At 67.3% G+C, this 25,697-nt stretch carries 29 protein-coding genes; 28 read left to right on the top strand and 1 reads right to left on the bottom strand.

What is annotated here, in order from left to right; genetic code table 11:
* The first annotated feature begins 13 nt into the window (after positions 1-13).
* The 20 genes from ASF28_RS08955 (at position 14) to ASF28_RS22380 (ending at position 18,169) form a co-directional block, all read left to right on the top strand.
* Positions 14-424, top strand: a complete 411-nt coding sequence (locus tag ASF28_RS08955) for a hypothetical protein (protein WP_056090383.1) — start codon at positions 14-16, stop codon at positions 422-424.
* Positions 421-1,209: a hypothetical protein gene (locus ASF28_RS08950; protein WP_056090380.1), complete on the top strand. Its 789-nt coding sequence runs from the start codon at positions 421-423 to the stop codon at positions 1,207-1,209. The genes ASF28_RS08955 and ASF28_RS08950 overlap by 4 nt, the downstream gene beginning before the upstream one ends.
* The gene (locus tag ASF28_RS08945) at positions 1,209-1,442 is read left to right on the top strand and encodes a DUF2635 domain-containing protein (RefSeq protein ID WP_157085428.1); all 234 of its coding nucleotides are present in this window, start codon (positions 1,209-1,211) and stop codon (positions 1,440-1,442) included. Before ASF28_RS08950 ends, ASF28_RS08945 begins: the two co-directional genes overlap by 1 nt.
* Before the next feature lie 73 nt (positions 1,443-1,515).
* A complete protein-coding gene (locus tag ASF28_RS23575; RefSeq protein WP_056090373.1) occupies positions 1,516-3,060 on the top strand; it encodes a phage tail sheath subtilisin-like domain-containing protein in 1,545 nt (514 codons plus the stop codon).
* 83 nt (positions 3,061-3,143) lie between these two features.
* A complete protein-coding gene (locus tag ASF28_RS08935; protein ID WP_056090370.1) occupies positions 3,144-3,506 on the top strand; it encodes a phage tail tube protein in 363 nt (120 codons plus the stop codon).
* Between the two features lie 71 nt (positions 3,507-3,577).
* Positions 3,578-3,916, top strand: coding sequence for a hypothetical protein (locus tag ASF28_RS08930; protein WP_056090367.1), 339 nt, complete (start codon positions 3,578-3,580; stop codon positions 3,914-3,916).
* Between the two features lie 190 nt (positions 3,917-4,106).
* The gene (locus ASF28_RS08925; protein WP_157085426.1) at positions 4,107-7,229 is read left to right on the top strand and encodes a phage tail tape measure protein; all 3,123 of its coding nucleotides are present in this window, start codon (positions 4,107-4,109) and stop codon (positions 7,227-7,229) included.
* Positions 7,230-7,233: 4 nt separating this feature from the next.
* Positions 7,234-7,710, top strand: coding sequence for a DNA circularization N-terminal domain-containing protein (locus ASF28_RS08920; protein ID WP_056090361.1), 477 nt, complete (start codon positions 7,234-7,236; stop codon positions 7,708-7,710).
* 18 nt (positions 7,711-7,728) lie between these two features.
* Positions 7,729-8,472, top strand: coding sequence for a hypothetical protein (locus tag ASF28_RS08915; RefSeq protein ID WP_056090358.1), 744 nt, complete (start codon positions 7,729-7,731; stop codon positions 8,470-8,472).
* 3 nt (positions 8,473-8,475) lie between these two features.
* Positions 8,476-9,579: a phage baseplate assembly protein gene (locus ASF28_RS08910; RefSeq protein ID WP_056090355.1), complete on the top strand. Its 1,104-nt coding sequence runs from the start codon at positions 8,476-8,478 to the stop codon at positions 9,577-9,579.
* On the top strand, positions 9,576-10,082 hold the full coding sequence (locus ASF28_RS08905; RefSeq protein ID WP_056090353.1) for a phage baseplate assembly protein: 507 nt from the start codon (positions 9,576-9,578) through the stop codon (positions 10,080-10,082). Before ASF28_RS08910 ends, ASF28_RS08905 begins: the two co-directional genes overlap by 4 nt.
* A 65-nt stretch (positions 10,083-10,147) precedes the next feature.
* Positions 10,148-10,684 (top strand): phage GP46 family protein, encoded by a 537-nt coding sequence (locus ASF28_RS08900; RefSeq protein WP_056090349.1) that lies wholly within the window; start codon positions 10,148-10,150, stop codon positions 10,682-10,684.
* Entirely contained in the window at positions 10,671-11,765 is a 1,095-nt protein-coding gene (locus tag ASF28_RS08895; RefSeq protein WP_056090346.1) for a baseplate J/gp47 family protein, read from the top strand. The genes ASF28_RS08900 and ASF28_RS08895 overlap by 14 nt, the downstream gene beginning before the upstream one ends.
* A 9-nt stretch (positions 11,766-11,774) precedes the next feature.
* Positions 11,775-12,671, top strand: coding sequence for a putative phage tail protein (locus ASF28_RS08890; RefSeq protein ID WP_056090343.1), 897 nt, complete (start codon positions 11,775-11,777; stop codon positions 12,669-12,671).
* A gap of 12 nt (positions 12,672-12,683) precedes the next feature.
* Complete coding sequence (locus ASF28_RS08885; RefSeq protein WP_056090342.1) at positions 12,684-14,237, top strand: hypothetical protein; 1,554 nt, start codon at positions 12,684-12,686, stop codon at positions 14,235-14,237.
* Positions 14,238-14,302: 65 nt separating this feature from the next.
* Positions 14,303-14,830 carry a DUF4376 domain-containing protein gene (locus ASF28_RS08880; protein ID WP_056090340.1) on the top strand — a complete coding sequence of 176 codons (528 nt, stop codon included), beginning with the start codon at positions 14,303-14,305 and terminating at the stop codon, positions 14,828-14,830.
* 12 nt (positions 14,831-14,842) lie between these two features.
* Positions 14,843-15,421 (top strand): hypothetical protein, encoded by a 579-nt coding sequence (locus tag ASF28_RS08875; protein ID WP_056090337.1) that lies wholly within the window; start codon positions 14,843-14,845, stop codon positions 15,419-15,421.
* Complete coding sequence (locus tag ASF28_RS22855; protein ID WP_162239991.1) at positions 15,418-17,565, top strand: discoidin domain-containing protein; 2,148 nt, start codon at positions 15,418-15,420, stop codon at positions 17,563-17,565. The genes ASF28_RS08875 and ASF28_RS22855 overlap by 4 nt, the downstream gene beginning before the upstream one ends.
* Before the next feature lie 241 nt (positions 17,566-17,806).
* Positions 17,807-17,941 (top strand): hypothetical protein, encoded by a 135-nt coding sequence (locus tag ASF28_RS23570; RefSeq protein ID WP_274533115.1) that lies wholly within the window; start codon positions 17,807-17,809, stop codon positions 17,939-17,941.
* Positions 17,942-18,016: 75 nt separating this feature from the next.
* Positions 18,017-18,169, top strand: coding sequence for a hypothetical protein (locus tag ASF28_RS22380; protein WP_157085421.1), 153 nt, complete (start codon positions 18,017-18,019; stop codon positions 18,167-18,169).
* 407 nt (positions 18,170-18,576) lie between these two features.
* On the opposite strand, the gene ASF28_RS08870 is transcribed toward ASF28_RS22380, so the two are convergent.
* Positions 18,577-18,879 carry a hypothetical protein gene (locus ASF28_RS08870; RefSeq protein ID WP_056090334.1) on the bottom strand — a complete coding sequence of 101 codons (303 nt, stop codon included), beginning with the start codon at positions 18,877-18,879 and terminating at the stop codon, positions 18,577-18,579.
* Positions 18,880-19,470: 591 nt separating this feature from the next.
* Here ASF28_RS08870 and ASF28_RS08865 point away from each other — a divergent pair.
* From ASF28_RS08865 to ASF28_RS08830, 8 genes are all read left to right on the top strand, one after another.
* Positions 19,471-19,830, top strand: coding sequence for a septal ring lytic transglycosylase RlpA family protein (locus tag ASF28_RS08865; RefSeq protein ID WP_056090331.1), 360 nt, complete (start codon positions 19,471-19,473; stop codon positions 19,828-19,830).
* A 22-nt stretch (positions 19,831-19,852) separates the two neighbouring features.
* Positions 19,853-20,164, top strand: coding sequence for a DUF7940 domain-containing protein (locus tag ASF28_RS08860; RefSeq protein ID WP_056090327.1), 312 nt, complete (start codon positions 19,853-19,855; stop codon positions 20,162-20,164).
* Positions 20,161-20,643 carry a lysozyme gene (locus tag ASF28_RS08855; protein WP_244474933.1) on the top strand — a complete coding sequence of 161 codons (483 nt, stop codon included), beginning with the start codon at positions 20,161-20,163 and terminating at the stop codon, positions 20,641-20,643. The genes ASF28_RS08860 and ASF28_RS08855 overlap by 4 nt, the downstream gene beginning before the upstream one ends.
* Complete coding sequence (locus tag ASF28_RS08850) at positions 20,640-21,086, top strand: hypothetical protein (protein ID WP_056090326.1); 447 nt, start codon at positions 20,640-20,642, stop codon at positions 21,084-21,086. Before ASF28_RS08855 ends, ASF28_RS08850 begins: the two co-directional genes overlap by 4 nt.
* A 46-nt stretch (positions 21,087-21,132) precedes the next feature.
* On the top strand, positions 21,133-21,324 hold the full coding sequence (locus ASF28_RS08845; protein WP_162239990.1) for a hypothetical protein: 192 nt from the start codon (positions 21,133-21,135) through the stop codon (positions 21,322-21,324).
* Between the two features lie 84 nt (positions 21,325-21,408).
* The gene (locus ASF28_RS08840) at positions 21,409-21,738 is read left to right on the top strand and encodes a hypothetical protein (RefSeq protein WP_056090320.1); all 330 of its coding nucleotides are present in this window, start codon (positions 21,409-21,411) and stop codon (positions 21,736-21,738) included.
* Positions 21,735-22,289, top strand: a complete 555-nt coding sequence (locus ASF28_RS08835) for a hypothetical protein (RefSeq protein ID WP_056090317.1) — start codon at positions 21,735-21,737, stop codon at positions 22,287-22,289. The genes ASF28_RS08840 and ASF28_RS08835 overlap by 4 nt, the downstream gene beginning before the upstream one ends.
* Positions 22,290-22,718: 429 nt before the next feature.
* Entirely contained in the window at positions 22,719-25,595 is a 2,877-nt protein-coding gene (locus ASF28_RS08830) for a beta strand repeat-containing protein (RefSeq protein ID WP_056090314.1), read from the top strand.
* Positions 25,596-25,697 lie beyond the last annotated feature (102 nt).

Here is a 25,697-nt window from a genome sequence, read left to right as displayed (position 1 = left end):
GGCCTTCCACGACATGCCCTCGCTCTTTGCCGCCCTAGCCTCAGCCGCTTCGGCGACGGTCGATGCCGTGTACGCGGAAGGCTTCACCATCGAAGGTCGCGCCCGACCCGCCACCCCGGCGGGCCGGGTCGACGTCAACGCCGGGACTGTGCCCAGCACGGTCCGGGTGAGCTACCCGTTCCAGGGCATCTGGATCGCCGTCGGCGCCGTGCTGCACGCCCACGGCCGGGCCATGTCGGACGCCACCACGCGCGGCGTCGTCGCCGAGCAGCCCATGGTGGATGTCGATTTGCACTCGCTTCTGGAGCGGCCGCAGATGGGCGACATCGTCCGCCGCGATGATACCGGGGAGCGCTTCACCGTCACCCGGTTCAAGGCCGTCGACTTCGGCCGTGCCCTCGTCATGCTGGCGGAGCTCCGATGAGCCTCGCCCGGACCGCGCTGCGCCTCCAGGCGATCGAGGTGCTCAACGCCGACTCCGTCATCGATCACTTCGTGCAGGCTCGGATCTACGATTCCCGCATCGCGGACTTCGACCACCGCGAGGTGGTGCCAGTGATGGTGCTCACCACCGAGGAGGACGAGGCCGAGGCCTGGTCGAAGAACAACGGCGGCGCGCCGTTCAACCACGTGTGCGACCTCGTCATCGAGATCGCCATGAACGCGGTCTCGGGCGAGGGCGACGAGCGCGCCGTGAACTACGTCGGTACCGACCGCGAGCTCGAGGCTGTTCTCGACCTCCTCGAGGAGCGGGCCGTCGAGGCAATCACCGTAGGCGATACCCCGCAGGCCTACCTCCTGCGCACCGCGGTGACCCGCCGGGTCCCGAAGATGAAGTCGTCGCGATTCGCCACCGACCAGACCGGCGAGAAGCTGGCGATCCGGCTTCTGACCCTGCGCGTCGAGCTTAAGGGCGAGGATCAGCGCGACGCTCGCGACCTTGTCGTTGGGCCGTTCGCCCATCTGCCGGAGCCGCTGCGTACCGTGGCCGCGAGCCTGCCCGATGGTTCGGGTCTGCAGACCTGCGTGAAGCTCAACGCCGCGCTCGACCCCGCGCCGACCACCGAGCCCCGGACCCCGTTCCGTGGGTTCGATCTCATCCACGCCCCGCAGTCCCTCGACCCGGGCACCGTACCGGACCGAGCGCACGACATCGCGTCCGGCGCGATCGTCAGGGACAGGGCCGACATCCTGGATTGGAGCGCCTGATGCGCAAGCACGTCACCCCGGCCGATCCCACGGCCACGATCCCCGATCCGGAGCGTGGCTGCGACCTCCCCGCCGACGGCCTCCCCGTGACCTGGTCCGCCTACTGGGCGGCCCGTGAGGCCCGCGGCGAGGTCGTTGTCACGGACCCGGCAGACGCTGCCCCCGAGGAGGCGGACGAAGTTCCGGCGCCTGAGCCGGCCCCAGCGCCCCCGGCCCGATCCAAGGCCGCCTGACCGCCCCCAAGCCCATCCCAGACCGATCCCATGAGGCCGCCGCGAGGCGGCCTTTTCCTTTGGAGAACACCAAATGGCAGGCGTTGCTTTCAACAACATGCCCGGCGATATCCGGGTCCCGCTTTTCTACGCCGAGGTGAATGCGGGCCAGCCGCCCTATTCCGGCACCTCGCGCCTGATCCTGCTCGGCCGCAAGCTCGCGGGCGTCTCCACCCTCGTCGCACTGAAGCCGCAGAACCTCGGCTCCGTCGATCCGAACGCGCTCGCGGGCCGCGGCTCGATGCTGGCCGACATGGTCGCCTTCGCGCGCTACCATAACCCGGTCGGCGAGATCTGGGCGATGGACGTCGGCGACCCCGTCGGCGCCGTCGCGGCCGCCGGCTCCATCGCGATCACCGGCACCGCCACCGCGTCCGGCAGCCTGGTGCGCTACATCGCCGGCGAGCGCTACTCCGTTGGCGTGGCCGTGGGCGACACCGCCACCGTGGTCGGCGCCGCCCTCTCGGCCGCCATCGCCCGGGGCTACGCCAAGTTCAACCGCCGCATGGGCGCGCCCGTCACCGCCGCGGCGGTCACCGGCACCGTGACGCTCACCGCCCGCCACGCCGGGTCCGAGGGCAACGGCATCCGCATCGAGGCCGGCCTCGACGGCGACGAGCTCGATCCCGCCGGCCTCACCGTCACGCTGAACCCCATGACGAGCGGCGCCGGCGACGTCGATATCGCCGCGGCACTCGCGGCCCTCGGCTCGACCCAGTTCGACTGGATCGCCTCGCCCTACGCGCTCGCCTCGCAGCTCAACGCCGCGCGCGACTTCCTCTCGGATTCCGGGACCGGCCGCTGGTCGCCCACGGTCGGCCTTGATGGGCACTACATCACCGCCCGCGACGGCAACCTCAGCACCCAGACCACGTTCGGCGCCACCCGCAACGACCGCCACGCGACGGTGCTCGGCACCCTGAACTATCCGCACCCGCTGTGGTCGGTGGTGGCGGGCCTGTCCGGCATCGTGGCGTTCTCGAAGAACCTCGGTCGCTCGCTCACCGAAGCCCTCGAGATCGCCAAGCCGCTCCAGACCCTGGTGATCGCCGGGATCCGGCCGCCGAAGGCCGAGACCGACCGCTGGGCGCTCGCCGACCGGGACAGCCTGTACCGCAACGGCATCTCGGCGCTCACCGTCAACAACGACGGCACCATGGCGATCGACCGGGTCCTGACGACCTACCAGACCAACGCCTACGGCTCGCCCGACATCACGTTCCTCGACATCGAGTCCATCGCGATCGCGGCCTACGTGAAGCGCTACATCCGCACCCGGGTCACCTCGACCTATCCGCGGCACGTTCTGCGCGACGACAACCCGCGCGCGCTCCAGGGCGTGGTCACCCCGCCCCAGGTCCGCGCCATGATGGTGCACGCCTACACCGAGCTCTCGGAGGTGGCCGGTATCGTCGAAAAGCCGACCCTGTTCGCCAAGTACCTCATCGTCGAGCGCTCGGCCGATCCGAACCGGCTCAACGTCTACCTGCCGATCGACCAAGCGAACCAGCTCCGGGTCTTCGCGGCCAACATCACGCTGTTCCAGGAGCTGACCGAGGCCAACGCCTCGCTCCAGTAGGCCCCGCGCGGGCCGGGCCGTAGCGCTCGGCCCGTCCGCGCTCCGCCACCCCGCACACCAACCCAAATTCGGAGACCTCGGTCATGGACACCAAGGGCGGGCGATTCACGCTCGACATCAACGGCCGCACCTACTCGGGTCGCGGCAAGGCCACGATCATGCCGGCGCGGGCCGTTCGCGAGAACGACGTCAACTCGGATGGCACCGGCTACTCCACGGTGAAGCCGAAGCTGGCCAAGCTCGACCTCAGCTTCGACCGCGGCATCGGCCTGCGCTGGGACGAGGCGATGATGCTCGAGGAGCTCAACGTCACCTTCATCGAGACCGATGTGCGGATCACGCACCTGTTCACCCGGGCGAACTGGTCGGGCGAGCCCTCGATTGACAGCGAGTCCGGCGAGGTCTCGGGCCTCAGCATCGAGACCGACAAGTACCAGGCGATCTGATCGCCCTGACCCGCGGGCCGCGTTCGCGTGATCGTGCCCCCTTCAAGCGCTAACCTGAGACGAGGTCGCCGATGGCGAAGACCGTTCGCATCCCCCTGCCCGAACCCATCCTCAGCCACGGCGCGCCGATCACCGCGGTCGTCCTGCGCGAGCCGACCTATGACGAGTACGTCTCCTGCGGCGGCGAGCCCTACACCATCGGTGAGACCGAGGAGGGGGCCCTCTTCTCCATCGAGAAGCCCGAGGTGATCTGGGCCTACGTGCAGGCCTGCATCGTCGAGCCGAAGGACGCCCTCCTGCTGGAGCGGACCGACTGGCGCGTGGCGCGCGAGGTGCGCAAGGCCGTGCTGGGTTTTTTCCAGGCGCCCGCCGCGGCCAGCGCATCATCGCAGACCTCGCCGACGACTTAGCGTTCGAGCTGGACCAGCCCCTCAACGCCGTGAACGGCCTGACGCTGTCCGGACTGATCCATTGGTACGGTCGCGCCGTCGTGCGTGATCAGAAACGCAAGCGGGAGGCCGCGGGCAGAAGGCGTCGCTGATCATGGGCAGGATTATCGAAGCCAAGGCCGTCATCACGGCCGAGGACCGCACCGGCAAGGTGCTCGACGGGATCGCCCGCAAGTTCCGTGACGTCGGGAAGGGGGCCAAGGCCTCCGTCGAGGTCGGCAAGCTCGCCAAGCAGATCGATGCGGCCCAGGCTGGCCTGAAGAACATCGATCGTTTTCGCTCGACACAGGCGAACTTCAGCCAGGCTCGCGCCGCCTACCGAGGGACGCAGGTCGAGGTCGCCCGGATCGCCAAGGAGCTCGATGCGGCCCGCAAGGCTGCCTCGGCCTTCGACGGGGTGAAGTCGTTCTCGAAGAGCGGCACGCTGGCGACCGAGATGGCCTCCGCGCGCAAGCAGGTCGGCGAGCTCGAGCGCCAGTTCACCTCGGCCCAGCGCTCGGTCAAGGCGGCCGCGGGCGCCTACGATGCGCAGGCGGCCGCAATCAAGGGCGCAAAGCGGGAAGCCGAGAGCTCCGGCGTCTCGGTCGGTCGCCTGGTCTCCGAACAGAAGCGCCTGAAGATGGCGATCGACGGCTCGAACGCTGCGATCCTCCGTCAGGCGGCGGCGGAGCGGTCCGGCACCGGCCTGGCCGCCGGCATGGGGGCCGCCGGTCGGCGCCAGTCCGCTCGTATCGCCGAGAGCCGACACCTGACCGAAGGCATGAGCGCCCCGGCAAAGGCGGCGGCCCTGCGCGGCAGCCGCGACGACGAGGAGCGCCGCCAAACCCGTCTGGAGCAACGGCAGTCCCGCCGCGACGCCGCCATGGCTCTCGGCGGCGGTGCGGGCCTCTACGTCGGCCACAAGGTCAAGGAAGGCACCCACGCCACCCTACACACCTATCGCGAGTTCGATAAGGAGCGGCGCTTCGGCAAGGCCGTGATGGGCCTGACGGATGAGGAGCAGCGTCCTCTCGTCGATCAGGCCATCCATATGGGTGCCACCACCAAGTACAATGACGTGAAGGTCCTGGAGGCTCAGCGCGAGCTCGCCGCTCGAGGGCTAAAGAAGGACCAGGTCATGGGCCTGATGGAGCCCGCCGCGGCCCTCGGCCAATCGCTGGACCTGGGTCTGCCTGCCGCCGTCAAGCAGATGGAAGGCGCGCTGTTCGGCTTCAAAAAGGACATCTCGACGCTCGAAGCCGCCAAGGCCTCGGCGCGCCAGACCGCCGACGTGCAGGTCAAGGCTGCGAAGCTCTCCGGCATGACTCCCGAGGACATCTCGCAGACCTACAAATACGGCGCCACGCCAGCGCGCATGGCCGGCCTTTCCGAAGAGACCCTGCTGGCGTTCGGCGGCATCTCGAAGAAGGCCAACATGGGCGGCGATGAGGCCGGCACCGCGTTCCGAGCCCTTGTCGCGAACGCGTTGTCTCCGACCCGCAAGGCGAAAGAGGCCATGCTGGCCAACGGCATGGACTACAAGAACTACCAGCGGAATCCGGAGCGGATCGACACAGGCGCCTTCGTCAAGACGGTGGCCTCCCAGTACGGCGTCAAGCTCGACAAGGGCGTGCAGGCCGGCCTCGAGAAGATCTTCACGAACAAGAAGCTCATCGCCAGCCCGGAGCAGTTCACCCCGGCCGTGCGGCAGCTGCTCTCGGACAGCCTTGGGGGCGACGACGCAAAGTCGAAGAAGAGCATTGCCGGCCTCGCGAACCGATTCCGCGACGCCAGCATGCAGGGCGTCGATGCAAACGCCCTCGTGGCGGATCTCATGACGGCGATCCCGAAGAACCCGGCGCTCGCCAACGCGATCTTCGGCTCGAAACAGGGCGGGCGCATCCAGAACGCGCTCGGCGACCCGGAAACCTTCAAGCACCTCATCGAGGAGCTCATGAAGCACTCCGCGGGCTACGCCGACAAGGTGTCGACCGAGCGGATGTCGGGCTTCGACGGCGCGATGAGCCGGTTCGAGGGCGCGATCACGAACATTGAGAGCGCGTTCGGACAGGCCTGGGATAACGACGGCAAGGGCGGGTTCCTCACCACCCTCTCCGACGCTGCAGCGCGGGCGACGCAGTCCCTCGCGGAGCTGCCCAAGCCCGTCCTACAGGTCGCCAGCGGGCTCACATGGCTCGGTGGCAAAGCCGCGACCTCGGCCGGCACCCTGGCGCTCGTTGGAGCGGCCTTCTCGCTGAAGGGATCGGCTGCAGCGCTCACCGCGGCCGCGACACGCCTCGGCCTCGCTGGCGCGATCGGCGGCGCGGGCTCAGCGGCCGGCGCCGGCGCTGGTGCCGCGGGCGCCGCCGGTGCGGCTGCGGGCGCAGCTGGGAAGGGTGGGAGCAAGCTCGGGAAGCTAGCGAAGGGCGCGGCCGGTGCCGTCGGCGTCGGTGCGCTCGCGACCCTGGCTCAGGAATACAACACCCTCGAGGCTCCCTCCGTCGAGGACGGCTGGGGCAAGGGGGTGCTGAAGTTCCTCGACCCGCGCCTCGCCGAGATGGTCTACGGCTCGGGGAAGGCCACCCCCGCTCCCGTTGCTCCGAATGCGCCCGCCGCCAAAGCGGCTTCCGAGTTCGGCGGGCTGAAGCGTGTGCCGCTGCCTCCGGCGCGCCCAGCCGAGGTTGGGAGCGGTCGGAAGCCGCGGTTCCCGTTGCCCCCGGCCCGCCCGGCCGAGTTCGGCGCACAGGCCGAGGTGACGCTGCCTGAGCAGTCCGTCACCGCCGCCATCGACCCCGGCGAGATCGCCCAGTCTACGGCAGCTCTCGCGGCCTTGAGGGCCGAACTCGCGAGCGTGGCTTCGCAGTTGAAGGACATCGAGAGCTCCGGCAATTTCGAGCTTCAGGGGGCGATCGGCGCCCTGGAGAGCCGGAAGCTCGACCTGCAGCGGAAGATCCGCGATTCCGAGCCGTCCGGTCAGGCCACGGCCATCAACAACACGCTGGACAAGGCGGCCACCGCCTCGACCACCGCGGCCAACGGCGGCAAGCCGCTGGAGGCGACGGTCAAGCCCGACCAGATCACGGCCAGGATCGAGAACCTGCCACCGGTCACCGGTCAGGCGACCATCTCGCTCGATCCGCAGCGCGTCATCATCGACCTCAACAGCGACATGCTGAACGCTCGGATCGAGGGCGCCGTGAGCCGCAAGACGGCGACCATGGCGCTGAGCTCGGGCGGCGCCCGGCCGGGCGCGGTGACGATGCCAGGGGCGGCGAGCCCGCCCGGAGCGAAGTAGGCCCATGCGCAACTGGATGACCACGCTGCGAGCCGCCTCGTTCCGGGGCGTGTCGTTCAAGGTCGATCAGGAGGCGATCCCGAAATCGGGCCGCCGGATCGTGAAGCATCAGTTCTCGAAGGGCGAGGAGCACGAGACGGAGGACATGGGGCGGCTGCCCCGTGAGTTCCGGATCAAGGCCTACATCGCCAACGACGAGGCTGATGTCCTGGCGCCGGCCCTGATCGAGGCCTGCTCCGCCCCGGGGGCCGCGACGCTGGTCCTGCCGTTCTTCGGCGCGCACCGGGTCCGGTGCGAGGGCTGCGGCAACTCCTGGAGCAAGGGCAAGCTCGGCTACGTCGAGATCGACCTCGAGTTCGTCGAGGCCGGTTCGGAGGGCGGGGGCTTCTCCGCCTTCCCCATCGGCGACCGCATCGCGGCCTCGGCCCTCGATGGGCTCGCCGACCTCGTCTTCGACGTGCTCGAGGACTTCCCCCTGTAGCATCCGGCGAGGCATCGCATGTCGAAGGTACCGAGCGGCGCTCTCGCGGGCGCCGCGGCGGCGGCCGGCGCCCTCGCGAGCGTCGTCGCCCGCTTGTCCAACGGACTGCCCCTGGCGGCCGACGTGGCGGCCTCCGTGCAGAGGGACTGCACCCGGGTCGCCCAGGTCTCCGCGTCCCGGGTGCGCGGCGCTCCCGATATCGCCACCATCGGTGCAAGCCTGGTGCGAGCCGTCCAGGCCGGCGCCCGGGCCGCCGAGGCCTCCGACGCCAGCGCCGGTCTCTACGACGCCGCCGCCCAGGCCGCGGTGACCTTCCCGGCGTCGGCTTCGCCGGTCCTCACCCAGCAATACGCCCTCGCCCGCGCGCTCGCCGCCACGGTCGAGGTCGCCTGCCTCGGCGAGGCCTTTGTGGCGGAAGCCCGCACCGCGTTCTCGGACCGGCGCTCGGCGACCGAAGCCCGGGCGCGGATCGGGCGCGCCATGGATGGCGCCAGCGACAGGATCTCGATTGCCCTCGGGCAGGAGGTGCTTGCGCTGCTGTCGGGCGTCGCCCGGGAGACCTCCGGACACCTCGCTCTGCTCGCTACCAGCCTCCAGCCGGTGGTGCGCGTCGAGGCCGGCAGGTCCTACCCGTCGACGGCCCTGGCCTGGGGCCTCTACGGCGACCCGGCCCGCGCCGCCGACATCGTGCAGCGCAATCGCTGCGGCACGCCCCTGTTCCTTCCGGCCTCGGTGGAGGCCATCGCGCCCGCCGGAGCCTGAACCATGTCGATGGGCGAAGAGATCGTCTCCCTGATCGTGGACGGCCAGGCCCTGATCGGCTGGCAGGACGTCTCGGTCGACCGCTCGTCGGAATCGGCCGAGATCAGCTTCACGCTGACCGCAACGCATTCGAGCTGGTCGCCGGCGGCGAAACGCCTTCGCACCGGCCGGGAGATCGAGCTGCGCACCCGCCAGGGCGAGGGCGGCAGCCCCGGCGGCGGCGAGCTGCTGTGCAAGGGCTACGTCACCGGGTACGGCGCCGACTACGACGAGGATTCGAAGACCGTCGTCCTCGACGGGAAATCGAAGGCCGCCGACGCCGTCGATTGCCACCCGGTCAAGCACAAGACCGGGCGCTTCGAGAACAAGACCCTCCTGGAGGTGGCCAACGAGCTCGACGAGGTCCGCTGCGGCTTCACCACCGACCAGGCCCTGAAGAAGATCCCCAAGGTCCAGCGCCAGCCCGGCGAGACGATCTTCCAGACCGTCGAGCGCGAGGCACGCCAGGCCGGGTTGATGCTGGCCGGCCAGCCCGACGGCTCGATCATGATCACCCGGTCCGGCACGAAGCGCCACGCCGGTGCCCTGGTCCTCGGCACCCAGCCGGTGAAGCGGATGAGCGTCAAGCTCAAGCTCGACCAGAAGTTCTCGCCCATCGTCGGGCGCGGCCAGCGCGCCACCGGCACGGGCAAAGACGCCCTGCGCCAGGAAGAGACGGAGACCGATGGCAGCGTCGGGCGTAACCGCCCGTTGCTGATCATCCCCGAGGGCGACTGGGACAAGAAAGAGCTGAAGAAGCGCCTGCGCTGGGAGCGCCTCCGCCGCGCCGGTGCCGGGACCACCATCACGGTCACGGTGAACACCTGGCGCGACGAGGCCGGCGCCCTCTGGGAGCCCGGCCGCCTCATGGCGATCGTCAACGAGCCCGAGGACATCGACGGCGACTACACACTGTCGACGGCCAACTTCCGCCAGGGCGGGCAGAACGGCACCATCGCGACCCTGACCTTCGTCGATCCGAAGGCGCAGGGCGGCAAGGCGGCGGCGGGCAAATCCGACAAGGCCTTCGATCCGGGGCCGGCGCTCGAGGACGAGGGCGAGGAATGAGCCGCACCAACATCTTCCGGGCCCAGATCACGGAGACCAACGACGACGGCGAGATGCAGCTCGGGCGCGGCCAGGGCTATGCCGGCGAGGAGGTCGACAAGGTCCACATCGTGCGCCAGCACGGGCTCGCCAGCCACGCGCCGAAGAACTCGCACGGCATCGGCATCGCCGGCTCCGGCGAGCGCGGCCTTGTCGCCTTCCTCGGCATGGAGCACCAGGACAGCCGTCCGAAGAAGCTCCAGGAGGGCAACACCACCCTCTACGACGCCAAGGGCAACGCGACCCGCATGCTCGGCGCTGACGGGATCTGGCACGACGCCGCCGACCGCCCGCAGAAGATGACGGGCAAGACCATCACGATCACCGGCACGGACACCGTCACCATCGAGGTCGGCGGCACCACGGTGACCATCCGCAAGGGCCGCATCGACCTCGGCGGCACCGGCGGCTCCCCCGTCATGACCCAGGCCGGCCCGTCATCGGTCGTCTTCGCCAAGGTCTGACGCCCGGCCCAGCGCCGTAGGCCCCTTGCCCGCGCGGGGTGGCTCACCCATGCCTCGAGGCCACCATGCAACTCACCCTGACCCCGCTCGCGGATGCGGGCGTCGCGCTGCTGCCGCCGGACATCGTCTGGAACGGCGTGGTTGGCGACTTCGCCGTGTCCGCCGGTGGCGATGACGGGCCGGCCGGCGGCCTGAAGGCGGCCAACCCGCTGCGCACCGCCGTGATCCTGCTGCTCTTCACCGATGCGCGGGCCGAGACCTACGAGCTGCGCCACGAGCACCGCGGCGATCGCCGCGGCTGGCCCGGCGACGGCTTCGACGTCGACCGCAGCAAGGGCGAGGCGCCGCTCGGCTCGAAGCTTTGGCTGTATCGCCGGCACGAGCTCACCGACGGAACCGCGATGGCCGTGGCGACTGAGGCCGAGCGCGCCCTGCAGCCGCTGATCCGCCAGGGCGCCGTCGTCCGGATCGCGGCCCGGGCCACGGCCGACAAACCCGCCGGGCGCATCCGCCTGACCGTGAACCTCTACGGCCGCGACGGCCGTGAGGCTTACGCCCCCCAGTTCGACCTTCTGTGGAGACGTGCCGATGGCGGGCTATAGCCTCCGCTCGCTTGCTGAACTCGGCGTCAAGGCGCGCGGGTTCCTGACCCAGAGCATCGACGGCGCCGTCGCCAGCGTCTGGGCCAACACCTTCACGGTCATCGGCAAGGTCATCGCGCTCCTCGACTTCGAGCACGAGCTGCGCCGCCGGTGGCTCTACGACCAGATCTTCGCCTCCCGCGCCGACGACCTCTGGCTCGACCGCCACGGCTTCGAGCTCGGGCTCACCCGCATCCCCGCCTCGGCCGCCTCCGGGACCATCCTGGTGCCGGCGATCCACGGCCTCGTGGTGCCGAGCGGCCTGCAGTTCCGGGGGGCAAGCGGCGCCACCTACACCACGCGGACAGCCGAGATCGCCGACGGCAACGTCGTCGCCCTGCCGGTCGAAGCGGACGAGATGGGATCGGCCGGCAATCTCGGCGCCGGATTCCCGGTGGCGCTGGTCGATGACCAGGATGTGCCGGCGGGGCTCGGCGAGAACGCTGTGGTCGACGGCCAGGGGCTCGCCGGCGGTGCCGACGCCGAGCAACGCGAGGCCTTCCGGGCGCGCATCCTGGCGCGTAAGCGCAACCCACCGCAGGGTGGTTCGGCCTTCGACTATGGGACCTGGGCCGCCGAGGCGCTGGGCCCCGGCATCCTGCGCCGGGCCTACGTCGACAGCTTCTCCAACGACGCACGCTCGGTGTGGCTGTGCTTCACCGTCAACGATCAGCCGGACGGCATCCCGGTGCCGGCCCAGGTCGATCTGGTGCAGGCCTACTGCGACGATCCCATACGCCGCCCGGTGACGGCGCGGGTGTTTGCTCTGGCCCCCATCGCGCTGCCGGTGGATGTCCGGATCTCAGGACTCTCGCCCGACACCCTCGATATCCGGGCCTCCGTCGAGGAGGAGATCGCCGCGACCTTCGTCGATCGCGCCGAGGTCGGCACGTCCGTGGCCGTCGGGTTCTCGCGCAGCTGGATCCAGGAGGGAATCTCCCGGGCCACCGGCGAGGAGCGGCACGAGCTGCTCCTGCCCGCCGCGACCGTGATCGCCACCGCCGGCTATCTGCCGGTCCTCGGTACCGTCTCCTACGCGTGAGGCCCCACCATGCTGGAATCCATCCCGGCGGGGTGGCCGTGCGCGCTGCTGCCGGCCGAGCCGCCGTCCGTTGCCGATCGCCAGTCCAATCCGAGCGCCGACGAGATCCTGCCCCAGGTCCTGGCGCTCACCCCGCGCGGTGCGGCCTGGGGCGCGGACGAGGCCGGTGACGGCAAGGGCGCCTCACCGGTCCAGCGCTCGTTCTGGCGCGGGATCGCCGCGTGGGTGGCCGATCTCAACATCCGCGACTGGACCATCGCCACCCAGACCTTCCCGTCGGCCGCGACCGTGTCGCTCCCTGACTGGGAGGCCGAGCTCGGCCTGCCCGACCCCTGCATGCCGGCCGGCCGCACCGCGGAGCAGCGGGTGTCGCGGGTGCGGGCGCGCTTCGGTGCGCAGGGCGGCGCCTCGCCGGCCTACTTCGTCTGCGTCGCCGCCTCGCTCGGCTTCACCATGCGGGTCGAGGAGCCGACGCAGTTCCTCTGCGACGTGTCCGAGTGCGTCGCCTTCGACACGCTCGACACATACTTCACCTGCGACGAGGCCGAGTGCGGCGAGGATGGCGACCCGATCGAGGGCTACGCCTTCCCCAGTGCCGCCGACCCCGGCGACGAGGTCGCCGGCGGTGCCCTCAACGAGACGTACTTCGCCTGCGACGAGGGCGAGTGCGGCGAGGACGGCGACCGGATCGAGGGGTTCGACCCCAACGATCCCGGTGCCGTCGCCTGGCGCTTCTGGGTCGCCGACGTGGTGACCGCGCCCGCCACCTACTTCCGCTGCGACGAAGCCGAGTGCGGCGCCGAGGGCGACCGGATCGAGGGCTACACGCCCGCGCCGGACCTCGAATGCGTCCTTGCCCGCCTGTCGCCCCCGCACACGACCCTCGTGTTCCGCTACCCCGACTAGGGATCTCCCTCCATGCGCTACCACCCGCCGGCTGGCTCCGCCCTGCCGAACGCGCCGTATGTCGGCAAGAACATCGCCCTGCAGCAGCAGGGCTCGCGCATCCCGCCGCAGGTGCCGGAATACGTCCAGCGCGAGATCGTCAACGTGGTCGAGCTGTCGGGGCAGGTCCCGACCGACGACGACCTTACGCAGATCGCCCGCGCGATCCGCCTAGCCGGTCTGCAGACCTTCACCGACACCAGCGCCACGCCGGGCTACATCACCGTGGGCTCGCCCCTGGCGGTCGCCGGCTACGCGGCAGGCATGCCGTTCTCGGTGACGCTGAATCAGGACGTCACCGGACCGACGCTGCTGAACTACAACGGCCTCGGCCCCCGCGTCGTCGTCCACAACGGCGGCGGCGCCCTGCAGCGCGGCGACTACCGCAAGGGCGACATCGTCGAGCTGCGCTACAACGCGACGACCAACACCCTGACCATGCTCACCCCGGTGAGCGAGGTTCTGATCAACGCCCCCATCGTGAAGACGATCGCGGGCTTTAATCCGGATTTCAAGGACTGCTACGAGGCCATCGTCTGGATCTCGCGCCGCCGGATCTCGAACACCGGCTACGTGACGTTCCAGCATGCCGCCGGCGTCGGCAACTCGAAGGTCGTCTACTCGAGCGACATCCGCTTCAACCATGCCGATCAGTCCCGCGTCGCCTTCAAGGGTGCGCCCCTCAACGGCTCGCTGCCCCAGCCCGGGGCGCTGGCTTACACCGGCAACGCCCAGGCGAACCGCGTTGCCGACACGGCGACCAACCTCAACACCATGCGGGGCATCTTCACCACGGAGATCTCGTTCGTTTCCGGCGCCCGCTTCGTCGTCACCGGCGACATCGACGTGCTGCAGGACGTGCTGTTCACCTCGGACGGGTCGGGTCCGGTCAAGACCAACATCTTCCAGGGGTACTCGTCCGACAACCTGGTGCTGGAGAGCGGAAACCAGAACATCCGCCGCATCGCGTCGTTCGGCGCGCAGCAGGCCGGCATCTCGACCCTTCGATCCGAGACCAAGATCGGCGAGCAGGTCTTCTGCATCGGCAACGGCGTCTTCGGCGCGAACATCAACGGCAGCATGACCGTCCTCGGGGCGGCGAGCATCGCGTCGCTCTCCAACGGCCTGCACGGCTTCCACATCGGCGGCGGACTCGGGTGCTCCGATCTTGCGAGCTCGCAGATCTATGCGCGCGGCAATCCGGACACCGGCGTCTTCGTCAACGGCGGCTCGCTGCTCGGCAGCAACAACTCGGTGTCGCGGGACAATGGCGGTGCCGGCATCCAGCTCGTGAGTTGCGCGATCGCGAGCCCGATCGGCTTCAACGTCTCGGGCAATCCGCGCGGCCTCATGGTCGGACGTCTGTCCTTCGCCGACTCCCAGTCGGTGACGGGCTCGGCCACCGACACGGCGTTCTACGCCTACAACGGCGGGCAGATCATCCGGAGCGGTTCCAGCGTATCCGCGCCGACGCAGGCGAGCCCGGCGGCCGGCACCTCCGGCAACGGCAACGCCTTCATCGTCTGACGCCTCTGGCGTCCCGGCCGCCCCGCGCGGCCCCTCCCCTCAATCCGACAGCCCTGGAGCCGACCATGCAGCTTGTGGTCTCGGGCGAGCGCGTGCTCGCCTATTACGAAGACGACGTCGCGGTGCCGATGGTGGCGTTTCCCGACGCCCGCCTCGTGCCCTACGCCGGCGCCATGGAGGCGCTCGGCCGCATCGGCCCGGCGCCGACAGGACCGGAAGACGGGCGCCTGTTCCGCGCGCCGGTGAGCCCGGATCTGCCCGCCTACGCGGCCTCGGAGCGCTACCGCGCCGAGGTCGGCGGCCTGACCTTCAAGGGCCATCGCTTCGCCACCGATCGCGAGGTCGGCCAGCCGAAGATCACCCGCGCCGAGCTGAAGGCCCTGTCCAACCCGGCCTACGCGATCCCCGACTTCAAGACGGTGACGGGCGCGTTCGTGGCCCTGTCGAATGCGGACATCGTGGCGCTAGGTGACGCCCTCGACGCGCACGTGCAGGTCTGCTTCGGCGTCGAGGCGGCGGTCGGGCGCGCGGTGGCGGCCGGCACGCTCACCACCGTTGAGGCGGTCGACGCCCTGTTCGCCGCGATCCACTGAGGGGGCGCATCCATGGCCCTCCCCGGCATCGACTTCCGGTTCTCCAACACCGCCGCCTGGACGGACGGGTTCTCGGTCCAGGTCGGCGCCGATATCGCCGTGCCGTGGGTCGGGACGCCGGCCTGGGCGCCGGGCGCGACCTATGATCTCGGCGTGGCGCGCGTCTACGGCGAGGATCTCTACATCGCCGATCCCGGCCTGGGGTCGAGCTCGTGGACGGCGGCGGCGACCTTCGAGACCGACGCGCGGCCCTCCGGCCTGTCACGCTGGCTCCTCGTCGGCGCGGCCGCCGGCTACCGGCGCACGCCCTACAACTTCACCGGCAAGCACGTCGTCGCCGCCCTGAAGGCCTGCGACGCCGCCGGCAACATCACCGACCCGCGGGTGAAGCTTCTCGTCGGCGACGAGGATGGCGGCTTCCTCGTCACCAATGCCGCGCTGGGTGGCCTCGCATGGAACGTCCCTCGGGGCCGCACCCGCGCCGTCGCCGCCGGGCTCTACCGCTACGACATCGTCGCCACCGGCGCCGATGAGGTGCCGCAGCGCATCCGCTTCGGCCTCTGCCTGATCGACGAGGGGATTTGCCCGTGAGCGCCGGATTGTTCTTCAACGATGTCCCGTACAGGACGGGCGCCCCGCGCGATTACGGATTCGGCGCCCAGCCGGGCGAGAACGGCCGCGCCGGCAACGGCATCCGCTCGATCGAGCAGATCCCGAACACCTACGAGCTGCTCGTCGCCCTCGACGACGGTCGGGCGCTGATCTTCCCTCTGCCGGCGGGTCCGGTCGGCCAGGACGGCACCACGCCGGAGTTCATCACCGGCAACGTCACCTACGGCACGCGAGATACCCTGCCCCAGCTCGTGCTGCGCCGGCTGGCGCACGGGCTGTTCGCCGTCGACCTGACCCTGCCCGACCTCACGGCTGCGACTGCATCGGCTGCGGCGGCCCTCGCCTCGGAACAGTCTGCGGCGGCTTCGAAGACCGCGGCTGCCGGTTCAGCAACGGCGGCGGCGGCCTCCGCTATTCAGGCGGATCAGAAGTCTGCGTTGGCCGCGGGGGCTGCGACCGACGCCATCGCGGCTTATGACAGCTTCGACGATCGCTATCTTGGCGCCAGAGCGGCTGACCCAGCCCTCGACAACGATGGCAACGCTCTTTTAGTCGGCGCCTTGTACTTCAACAGCGTCACAAAGAAGATGCGGGTTTGGGACGGGGTCGATTGGCAAGTTGCATATGCGCAGATCACAGGCGGCGTTCAGTCGTTCAAGGGTCGCGATGGGTCCGTCTTGCCCATGGCCGGGGATTATGCAGTTGCAGACGTTACGGGTCTGCCCGCTGCGCTTGGCTTAAAACTTGAGGCTGGCAGCTCGATTATTGTGTCGATGCAGGCCACTATCTCAGGCCTCCGCAAAGATCTCCTGCTGACTGAACTGCTCGTGGCCGAAGCTAAAGGGGACCGCGTCAACATGAGCGCCGGTATCGTTGACCCCTACGGAGATACGAGCGACTTCACCTTCGCGGATGCAATCTTTAACACGACGAGCAAGGTACTTAGCTTTGCCCCGGCGAAAGCCTATGAGGCCCGTACTTTTGGCAGTTTTACGTCAAACGGTACCTTCACTGGAACGGGAACTACGGCGTATAACGTAGACTCGCAGAGCAATAACTCTGCCGCCCTAGATCAGATTTTCAATGGTGGCGCTAAGAACTATATGACTGGAGAGCCAAACTATTGGATTCAGGCATTGTTCAGCGGCGCGCCAATTAGATCAGTTGAAATACAGTTCTTCATTTCTAACGGTTTCAGTCAGTCGTTCAGCATTGCCGATGCAGATAGCGGCACGATACTTGGCTCCATCAATGTTCCGAATTCGGGCGTGAATGGCCTTTACCGGGCTCTTGTCCCCCTATCGGCTTCGGCTACGAAGGGTATCAGGATCACGTTTGGGGCCAATTCCGGCGGCCTCCCGCAGATCAGGCAAGTACGTGGCTACGGTAGTCGAGCAACTGATCAGATCGCAGCAACGATCACAGGATATGGTCGTTCCTGGGTGAATATGTACAATCTAGCACTTGGCGACAGTCAGGGATATAATGGCACCGGATCGCCGGCCAGGTTTGATATCGACTTAGGCTCGCCAAAGCGGGTAGGTCTGATAGTAGCCAATGCTGTGGATCGAGATCGCTGGTTCAGTTTTGATGTAACGGGGTCTAACGACGGAACTAGCTGGTCCGGCAGTATTGGGGGAATTACCAATTTCCAGGCAGGCCAGTCGGGAACCCCGATTGATTTCCTCGCGGTGCCTATCACAGTATCCGATGCACTTCCCTATCGGTACTTCCGCCTTACCCCGAACGGCAACTCGACGGGCGAGACGCAACGGCGAGGGTATGGTTTCGGCGTGTTTGGTCCGCCAACGGTCGCGCCGGCCGTCACCTCGAACCCCTTCGCGGCGGCCGCAACACCCACCGCTGTCCGCCTTGGCGCACAGATAAAGCGCCCCAATGGCGCGAACTTTTCCGATTTGATCGGCGAGGTGTCTCGGAACAATGGGGCATCATGGTCGGCGGTGCCCCTGGTGCTCGCCGGCACACAGGCGGACGGCTTCGAGCTCGTTGAGGGGCTTGCCGATATCTCTGGTCAGCCAGCCGGCCAGACGATGCGCTACCGGCTGCGCTCACAGAACGACGCCGTCATCGATATCGGCGGCGCCCTCTTGCAGTGGAGTTAGATTATGGGTGCACGTTCATGGGCGCGACCCATGCTGCCGGACATTTCTCCGGCACAAGGGAAAATGGCACTCTTCAACTCGGGTCGTCTTACGGCTGCGCAGGAGGCTGTTGATACGCATCCGTATGAGCCAGTCCGCATCTACTGGAATTCGGCGACGACTTGGCAGCGAAATCACCCCTACATTGCCGCTCTAGCCCTTGAGATCGGCATGGGTGATATCGAGGTTGACGCGCTATGGGATGCGGCTCGCCGTCAGTAGTCGCCCGAGGGCAGGTAATATCGGCTACCAGAGGCCGGCAACGCTGACGCGGGTGACGCTCCGCACCCTCATGACCCCGATCCGCTTCAAGGCGCAGTTCAGCGTCGGCGAGTAGGTCGCGATCAAGCGGGCGCGGGCCTACGCCCAAGAAGACGAGGCCAAAGCGTTCGCCCGCGATGCCCTCGACATCTTGTTCGGCTCCCTCGACGATCCCCGCCTCGCCGAGGTAGACGTCGCCGACCTGGCCGTGATCGAAGGCATCGACTTCTGCCAGTCCATCGGCACCCTGACGGCCGAGCGCGCCGCCGCGATCAAGCTCGGCGTGATCCAGTCGGCGGCGTAGCTCCTCGCCGCCGAACACAAGCGGCGTAGCGCATCAAAATCAGGCTGCGGTGAGGGGCGGTTTAAAGCGAAACCGCCCAAGCCTATAAAGCCCACCGCCGACTTTATACCCCGCGCTAGTCGGACAATATCATGGCCCTTTTCGAACCGCCGTCAGTCCACCCGCTGCGCCACCGGCGTCGGCGACCGTATGAAGATCAGCACGCCGCCGGCTACGGACAGGCCAAGGGAGATGACGACGAGCAGGAAGAACCAACGGGGCATGCAGCCGGATAACACGCCAAACGTGCCCGAGCCCTGCGAAACTTTCGCACCCCTGCCCCCCTTACGATCCCGCGCCGGCAGAGCAACGCCGTGCCCTCTCAAGACGTCGGCCGGAACGCTGCATCTGGTGGCGGTCGACAGCGACTAGTGAATGGAGGCCTCCAATGCCTGCAATTCCTCGTCCCTGGCGATTCCCCGAATGTAGGCTTCGCCCATCGGAGTCTTCGCGACGTAGGTGAACGTGGCCAAGCCGGTCGATTTGTCGATCGGTCCTGCGATGACCTCGACGTTGCCTTCTAGCCCCGTCATCCGCTCCAGTGTGTCGGCCATTTTTTTTGTAACTTCGGTCCGTGTGGTGCCCTCGAAGATCGGTCGGATGGCCTCGGCCATAATCCGTCCAATGAGTGCTTGAAGCTCTTCGTCCGTCAGGTGGGACCACTCGTTCATTGCCACGCTCCTGTCGCCCCTGCCTTACCACGGGGTTCGCCATGACCGACGCCGCGCCTACCATACCCTGTGCTGGGTGGTCTGGCAGGCAGGGGTCGGGCTTTGGTGGGAACGGTGGGGCGTGAAGTCCTAGCCTTGCTCTGACTGAGCACAAGCGGCAGCGCGTATCAAAATTGGGCTATCGTTCGAGCCTATTCAGCATCGTCGCGAGAATGGCTGGCTGCCTTCTGCTTGTGTGCCCGGGTTCTTCCGGTTGGTTCGGCGAAGCATCCGTTGCAAACCGATCCTGTTGCCCGTCGGACCCTATCATCGAACCGAGCGTTTCGCGTCTCTTGATCGGTTAGAGCAGCTTTGGATTTATCTTCCATCTGCTCTTGGCGATCGCGAAACTCCTTGGTCGATCCATGAACGGGTTTAATCGGTAGCGCCGGTTCTGCGACCGCAGCGCTTACGGCGCAAGCCAATAAACTAATCGTGAGCACGAGGCGCATGCGTCTCCCTCCAGCGGTCAAGCTTATCAGTTGGATATTTCCAACAGCTGACTCTCTTCGCGGCATTCATAGCCTCTAAATTTGAGAAGGGACATCGAATATGATCCTGCGGCGCCTCGCGCTGCGGGCTTTCTTCGCTTGTGCCATGCTCGCGACGACGCCCGCTTGCGCCGACCAGATCGGCCGCGCCTCGTTCTACGGCCACGAGAGCGGCGCTCGCCGCGCTGATGGCCGGCCTTTCATCCCATCCCAGCTCGGGGCGGCGCACTGGACGCTGCCACTCGGCACCCGCGTCCGCGTCACCGCCCTCGCCACCGGCCGCAGCGTGGTGGTGCCGATCAACGATCGCGGTCCGCGCCCGCGCCTACGCCGCCTCATCGACCTGTCGCTCGGCGCCGCGCGGGCGCTCGGCATCACGCAGCGCGGTCTCGCCACCGTGCGCGTCACCGTCCTCGGCTGACCTCCCACTCCGGAGCTCCACCATGACCACGTCCCCCGACGCGGGCGCCTTCGCGCGTCTGCGCGCGGCCGCCGGCGCACGCCTCGCCGCCATCGCCGCCGCCCGCTTCCGGCTTCACGAGAACTGGCGCACCCTGCTGCGCCGAGCCTGGAGCATCCGCCTCGCGCTCATCGCTGCCGTCCTCTCCGGCATCGAGGTGGCGCTGTCGGTGTTCACCTCGAACCCGCCCATCGCCGCCGGCACCTTCGCGGCCCTGTCCGCCGTAGTGACCATCGCGGCCGCCGTCGCGCGCCTGTTCGCCCAGCAGGGCGTGACGCCGGGAGACGGCGCATGAGCCGGCTGGTCAAGCGATCGATGTGGGGCGGCGCGCTCGCGGCCACGGCGGCCGGGATTCTCGCTGTCACCAACGTGGGCAAAGACGAAGGGCTGCGGCTGAAGGCCTACCGAGATCTGGTGAACGTGCCGACGGCGTGTTTCGGGGAAACCCTCGGGATCAAAATGGGCATGACCTTCACCAAGGCGCAGTGCGACGAGCTGCTGCTGAAGCGCCTCGACGAGTTCGCCGGCAAGGTCGAGCACTGCGTAAAGAAGCCGATGAGCGACCGCACGCTCGTGGCCTTCACGTCCATGGCCTACAACGTCGGCAGCGGCGGGTTCTGCGGCTCCACCACGGTTCGCCTCTACAACGCCGGCCAGTTCGCCGAGGCCTGCCGGGCCATGGGCTACTGGAATAAGGCCGGGGGCCGCGTGATCCCGGGCCTGACCGCGCGCCGGGCCCGCGAAACCGCGATGTGCCTGGAGGGCCTGAAGTGACCGGCTTCTCCATGCTCGCCTTCCTCGTCAACGCCTGGACGGCGTTCTCCCCGCTGGCGGTGGTGGCCGGCCTCGGCGGCGTCGCGGCCCTCGTGCTGGCCCTTCTCGGGTTCTCCTGGCTCCCCGGCTTCCTCAAGCGCCCCCTCGTCGCCCTGGGTGTCGTCCTGCTCGCCTGCGCGGCCGTCTACCAGGCCGGCACAGCCAAGGGTGCCCACGATGCCTTCGCTCGCGATGCCGCCCGGGCCCTGGCGGCCGAGAAGACCCGCACGGCCATCGCCCGGGACATCTCCGACCGCATCGTCCTGCAGGCTGTGCGCGATGTCTCCGCCGCCCGCGCCGATGCCCAGAAGCTGAAGGACCTCAACAATGCGATTCGCACCGATCCGCAGCGCAATCGCGTGTGTGTTCCTGTCGGGCTGGCTCGCCGCCTGCGTAACCTCTGATGGCCCTGCCCTCATCGACTCGCGCGCGCCCGGCATCCGCGTCACCTTGCCGGACGCCCCGGCCGACGTCGGGCCGTGCCTGCGCCAGACCTTCCCCGAGATCCCGGACCGGGCCCTGACCCGGGCCGACATCGTCCGGATCATCGGGGCGGCGAAGGTGCTCGATCGGGCGAAGACGGCGTGTGGCGCCCGCGCCGTGGCCTGGATCGAAGACGTGCGGCGCGACCTCGCCCGCTGACCCCTGCCGCCTCCCGCAGGGGGGCGGCCCATCACGCGCGCCCGTTCCCCGGCGCGCCAGCTCAGCCCGCCGGGGGCTTTCATCATGCCATCATCCACCGACGACCGCGGAAGTGGACCGTCCACCGAGACGGCGATTGCGCTCCTCACCCAGGGGCAGACCGTCATCGGCCGCGAGGTCACGGACATGCGGGCGGAGAACAACCGGCAGTTCGCCGACCTCCGCACCGAGTTGAACCGGACCTTCGCGCTGAAGTCCGACGTCAACGTTATCGAGGCCGACACGAAGACCCTGCGCCGAGACGTCGACAAGCACAGCGAGCAGATCGGCTGGGTGGTGAAGACCGTCGGTGCCGCGATCCTCGTCGCGCTCGTCGGCCTCCTCATCGCCAAGGGGGGAGTGCCCCATCCGTGACTATCCTTCATAACCCCCCTCCCCCTGGCCTCGAGCCGGTCGAGGACATCTTCTCCCAGGCGATCCGCCTCACCTTCGCGCCATCGCAGCGCATCGGCCACCTCATGCGTGTGCTGAACGCGATGTACTGGGGAGCGGTGCTGTTCGTCCTGGCCTGGGTGTTCTCGATGGCGATCGATCGCACGGTCCCGGTTGAGATCGGTCCGCGCGTCGTGGTCAACCACCAGGTCCACCCCGGCGAGCGTCTCCTGGTCAGCTCGACCCGGAATCGCACCCGCCAATGCGAGATGAGCCGGCGCTGGTACGTCGTGGACGGGTCAGGCCGCCGCATCGACTACGAGCCGGAGCACTTCGACGCCTATGGCCCCCTCACGCCTCCGGGCGAGCCGCCCGAGCGTGAGGCCACCGGGCCCGTCATCCCGCTCGACGCGATGCCCGGCAAGGCGAAGTGGATCTCGACGCTGGCGTGGGACTGCAACCCGCTTCAGCGGGCGCTGGGCTGGTCGATCGTCCTCGTGCAGGCCCCGGTAGAGTTCCAGATCGTCCGGTGAAGGCCTCTCCCTGCCGACACAAGCGCCCCGCTGCCCTCCGTGGGTGGCGGGGCGCTTTCTGCGTTTCAGCCGCCTGCGCCGGCTCTTCGTTGATGACATCTGAGCAAAAGCAGCTTGACGTTTAGCGAACGAGTGAGACCGGCGGTTTGCCTTAACAAAAGCTATCAGAATTGCCGTACCGTTGAGAGCAGTCTGGCACTCGCCGCGGCAGGTATCAGCTACCTGACGGACGCAACCGCAGAGTCACATTTAAGCAACTCGACAACCCGATCGAGTTTCGCCTTCGAGTGATCGGAGGTGCACCGGAAGATTGCGCTTGCGGGGGTATAGAAGCCGCATTATGCATGCTCCACCAACGGACGAAGCACCGCTTCGAACGCGGGAGGATCGGCTGAAGGCCGACTCTATATATTTTCCAGGAGATGCCCCATGGCTCTTTCACGAGCACAGATTCAGGTAGCGTTCCAGAATTCTCTGGGTCGCGCTGCTTCGGCCAGCGACGAGAACTCCTACTTCTCCGTGTCCCAGTCCGGCGCCCTCACGGACGCCCAGATCTTCTCGACCATCTCGAACTCCCGTGAGGCCGACCAGGTCGCCGATCCGGTCATCCGCTTCTACCAGGCCGCCTTCGGCCGCGTGCCGGATCAGGCCGGTCTGCAGAACGCCGAGAACTTCGTCCGGGCCCTCGGCCCGTCGGCGGCGACCTACCAGAACCTGTCGAACATGTTCGCGCAGTCGCAGGAATTCACCAACCGCTTCGGCACCGGCACCGCCGTCGACGCCGCCTACGTCCAGGCCCTCTACAGCACCATCCTCGGCCGTGCCGCCTCTTCCGGTGAAGTCGATGGCTACGTGAACTCCGCCGGCATCACCCGTGGCAGCGCTCTTTATCTCGTCTCGCAGTCGCAGGAAGCCATCTCGGTCTCCGACGCTGCCGTGAACGGCTTCCAGCTCAACGCTGCTCAGGGCCAGGCTGTCTACACCGGCTCGATCTACACGGCCGCCAACGGCCAGCCGAACACCCCCGGCACGAACGGTCAGACCGTTACGTTCACCACCGGCATCGACACGCTGAATGGCGGCGCTGGCAATGACACGTTCATTGGTACCTCCTCGGCAACCAACCCGACCCTGAGCCTCGGCGACACGGTCAATGGTGGCGCGGGCACCGATACGCTTCGCATCGTCAGCAACCTCGGCAACGCGATCCCTTCGATCGCCACCACGAGCGTTGAGATCTACGAGATCAACAGCACGGCTGCTGACTCGCTGGCGATCAGCAACCAGACCACCGGTCTGACCGCAGTGAACTTCGTTGGCGGCGGCAACAACTCCTTCGCTCTCACCAACTTCAACAACGCTGCCTCGATCGGCCTGTCCAACACCGGCGAGCAGATCACGGTCACGGCAAACAACGTCGGTGGCACCAACGACACGCAGGCCGTTACGCTCAGCAACGTTCAGGCTTCCGCGACTGCTGCTTCGCCTTCGACCGCCTCGCTCACCGAGGACGGCATCGAGACGTTCGCTGTCACGACCTCGGGCGCTGCCAGCAACCTGCTCAGCCTGAACAGCAATTCGCTGAAGACGATCACAGTCGCCGGCTCGGGCAACCTGGCCATTGCTACCGCTCTCGCTGACTCGGTCACCACCGTCGATGCAAGCGCTTCCGCTGGCAGCGTCAACATCACTGCTGGTAACAATGCCACCACCTTCAAGTTTACTGGTGGCGCAGGTAACGACACGATCAACCTCGGCACCGACGTTCTCGGTACGACCGGCTTCGTCAACGGCGGCGCTGGCAACGACACCCTCGTCCTCAACGCCAGCAACCAGCTGACCACGACGCTCGGCGCTCAGTACACCAACCTTGAGACCCTCAAGCTCGCTGGCGGCACGACCTTCAACCTCGACCAGATCGCCGGCATTACAAAGCTTGTTGCTTCCGCTGACCTTCTCAACGTCAGCAACCTTGCTGTCGGTTCGACCGTGACGGTCGACAGCAACGTCGCGACCAGCCTGACTGTTGGTGTTAAGAACGCTGCCACGCCGGGTACGGCTGACACGCTCTCACTGACGCTCGACAACGTGACGGACTTCACCAACACGTCGGTTGCCAGCTTCTCTGCTGCTGGTGTCGAGACCCTGAACATCGCCTCCACGGGCGCTGCCACGGGTGGTAACAATGCGAACTCGGTTGGTTCGCTGGCCAACAGCACTGGTCTTCGGACGGTGAACATCACCGGTGACTCGGGCTTTACGCTCACCACGGGCGTGGCTTCTGCTGAAGCCTACAATGCTTCGGGCCTGACCGGTAAGTTCTCTATCGACGCTCACCTGCAGACGATTGCTACGGCGATCACCGGTGGTAGCGGCAACGATGTGCTCATCGGCGGTACCGGTGCGGATATCATCGTCGGCGGCGCTGGCAATGACACCATCGTCGGAAACACGGGTAATGCTGTTCTTCAGGTAATTGCTCGGCCGGAAATCCAATCGATTGCCATTGCTACGGGTTCGGTTGACAACACCCAGGCTGTGACCGTCACGATTGATGGCATTGCTACGACTTACACCAACGCTTCCGGCGGCACGGTAACTGGTGCTGCTCTGACGGCAGCTCTCGTTACGACTCTGAATGGCAACGCGACGTTCTCGAACGCTTACACAGCAGCTGTAGATGCCACGACTAACACGACGCTTACCCTGACCCAAAAGGCGGGCAGCTTCTCTGACGTCGCTCCTGCTACTGTTGCTGGAAGTGGCATTTCTGTTGCTGATGGCGTCACGGTATCTACCACGCAGGATGGTAGGCAGGCAGTTGCTGCAGCTCCCTACACTGCGGCTGCTGGTCCCGCTGCTGACGTGCTCACCGGTGGTGCCGGCAACGACACCTTCGTTCACGTCAACAACAGCTCCAGCACTACGGTTGTCCCGAGCATCACCGATCTCAACCTCGGCACGGCTGCTGCTACGGGTGGCGTTGATATCCTGAGCTTCCAGCAGGCCGGCGGTACCGGTGTGGCTGGTGCGGGCGTCACGGTCGTTACCTTGGCTGCTGCTCAGCAGACGGCAGCTACGCAGGCTGCTTCACTGACTGACGCCGTGAACGGCCTGCTTGCGAACGCTGGCGCGGCTAATGCGGCTGGTTCGGTTGTTCAGTTTACCTACGGCACGGATACCTACATCCTGCACTCCGGTGACACTGCTAACCAGACCTTCCAGACCACCGACCACCTCGTGAAGGTTACCGGTCTTACCGGCATCCTGAACGCTTCGGACGTTGTTCTCTTCGCTGGTGCGTAAGGCAACGGACGATAAGTTTCTCATGTGAGGAACTTTTATAATTGAGATGGCGGGTTGTCTTCGGACTGCCCGCCATTTCCTTTTTCGTCGCAAATCATTGAG

Source organism: Methylobacterium sp. Leaf99 (assembly GCF_001422375.1).
GTDB lineage: Bacteria > Pseudomonadota > Alphaproteobacteria > Rhizobiales > Beijerinckiaceae > Methylobacterium.
Note: the sequence above shows the minus strand (reverse complement) of the source record. Positions and strands in the feature narration are given on the sequence as shown.

Excerpts from the sequence above, each read along its gene's own strand:
- ASF28_RS08840 (WP_056090320.1), top strand. The coding sequence starts at position 21,409 with ATGCCATCATCCACCGACGACCGCGGAAGTGGACCGTCCACCGAGACG.
- ASF28_RS08885 (WP_056090342.1), top strand. The coding sequence starts at position 12,684 with ATGCGCTACCACCCGCCGGCTGGCTCCGCCCTGCCGAACGCGCCGTAT.
- ASF28_RS08865 (WP_056090331.1), top strand. The coding sequence starts at position 19,471 with ATGATCCTGCGGCGCCTCGCGCTGCGGGCTTTCTTCGCTTGTGCCATG.
- ASF28_RS23575 (WP_056090373.1), top strand. The coding sequence starts at position 1,516 with ATGGCAGGCGTTGCTTTCAACAACATGCCCGGCGATATCCGGGTCCCG.
- ASF28_RS08955 (WP_056090383.1), top strand. The coding sequence starts at position 14 with ATGCCCTCGCTCTTTGCCGCCCTAGCCTCAGCCGCTTCGGCGACGGTC.
- ASF28_RS08855 (WP_244474933.1), top strand. The coding sequence starts at position 20,161 with ATGAGCCGGCTGGTCAAGCGATCGATGTGGGGCGGCGCGCTCGCGGCC.
- ASF28_RS08830 (WP_056090314.1), top strand. The coding sequence starts at position 22,719 with ATGGCTCTTTCACGAGCACAGATTCAGGTAGCGTTCCAGAATTCTCTG.
- ASF28_RS08920 (WP_056090361.1), top strand. The coding sequence starts at position 7,234 with ATGCGCAACTGGATGACCACGCTGCGAGCCGCCTCGTTCCGGGGCGTG.
- ASF28_RS08870 (WP_056090334.1), bottom strand. The coding sequence starts at position 18,879 with ATGAACGAGTGGTCCCACCTGACGGACGAAGAGCTTCAAGCACTCATT.
- ASF28_RS08930 (WP_056090367.1), top strand. The coding sequence starts at position 3,578 with ATGGCGAAGACCGTTCGCATCCCCCTGCCCGAACCCATCCTCAGCCAC.
- ASF28_RS08895 (WP_056090346.1), top strand. The coding sequence starts at position 10,671 with ATGGCGGGCTATAGCCTCCGCTCGCTTGCTGAACTCGGCGTCAAGGCG.
- ASF28_RS08950 (WP_056090380.1), top strand. The coding sequence starts at position 421 with ATGAGCCTCGCCCGGACCGCGCTGCGCCTCCAGGCGATCGAGGTGCTC.
- ASF28_RS23570 (WP_274533115.1), top strand. The coding sequence starts at position 17,807 with ATGCGGCTCGCCGTCAGTAGTCGCCCGAGGGCAGGTAATATCGGCTAC.
- ASF28_RS08915 (WP_056090358.1), top strand. The coding sequence starts at position 7,729 with ATGTCGAAGGTACCGAGCGGCGCTCTCGCGGGCGCCGCGGCGGCGGCC.
- ASF28_RS08945 (WP_157085428.1), top strand. The coding sequence starts at position 1,209 with ATGCGCAAGCACGTCACCCCGGCCGATCCCACGGCCACGATCCCCGAT.
- ASF28_RS08935 (WP_056090370.1), top strand. The coding sequence starts at position 3,144 with ATGGACACCAAGGGCGGGCGATTCACGCTCGACATCAACGGCCGCACC.
- ASF28_RS08910 (WP_056090355.1), top strand. The coding sequence starts at position 8,476 with ATGTCGATGGGCGAAGAGATCGTCTCCCTGATCGTGGACGGCCAGGCC.
- ASF28_RS08860 (WP_056090327.1), top strand. The coding sequence starts at position 19,853 with ATGACCACGTCCCCCGACGCGGGCGCCTTCGCGCGTCTGCGCGCGGCC.
- ASF28_RS08880 (WP_056090340.1), top strand. The coding sequence starts at position 14,303 with ATGCAGCTTGTGGTCTCGGGCGAGCGCGTGCTCGCCTATTACGAAGAC.
- ASF28_RS08905 (WP_056090353.1), top strand. The coding sequence starts at position 9,576 with ATGAGCCGCACCAACATCTTCCGGGCCCAGATCACGGAGACCAACGAC.
- ASF28_RS08890 (WP_056090343.1), top strand. The coding sequence starts at position 11,775 with ATGCTGGAATCCATCCCGGCGGGGTGGCCGTGCGCGCTGCTGCCGGCC.
- ASF28_RS08875 (WP_056090337.1), top strand. The coding sequence starts at position 14,843 with ATGGCCCTCCCCGGCATCGACTTCCGGTTCTCCAACACCGCCGCCTGG.
- ASF28_RS08900 (WP_056090349.1), top strand. The coding sequence starts at position 10,148 with ATGCAACTCACCCTGACCCCGCTCGCGGATGCGGGCGTCGCGCTGCTG.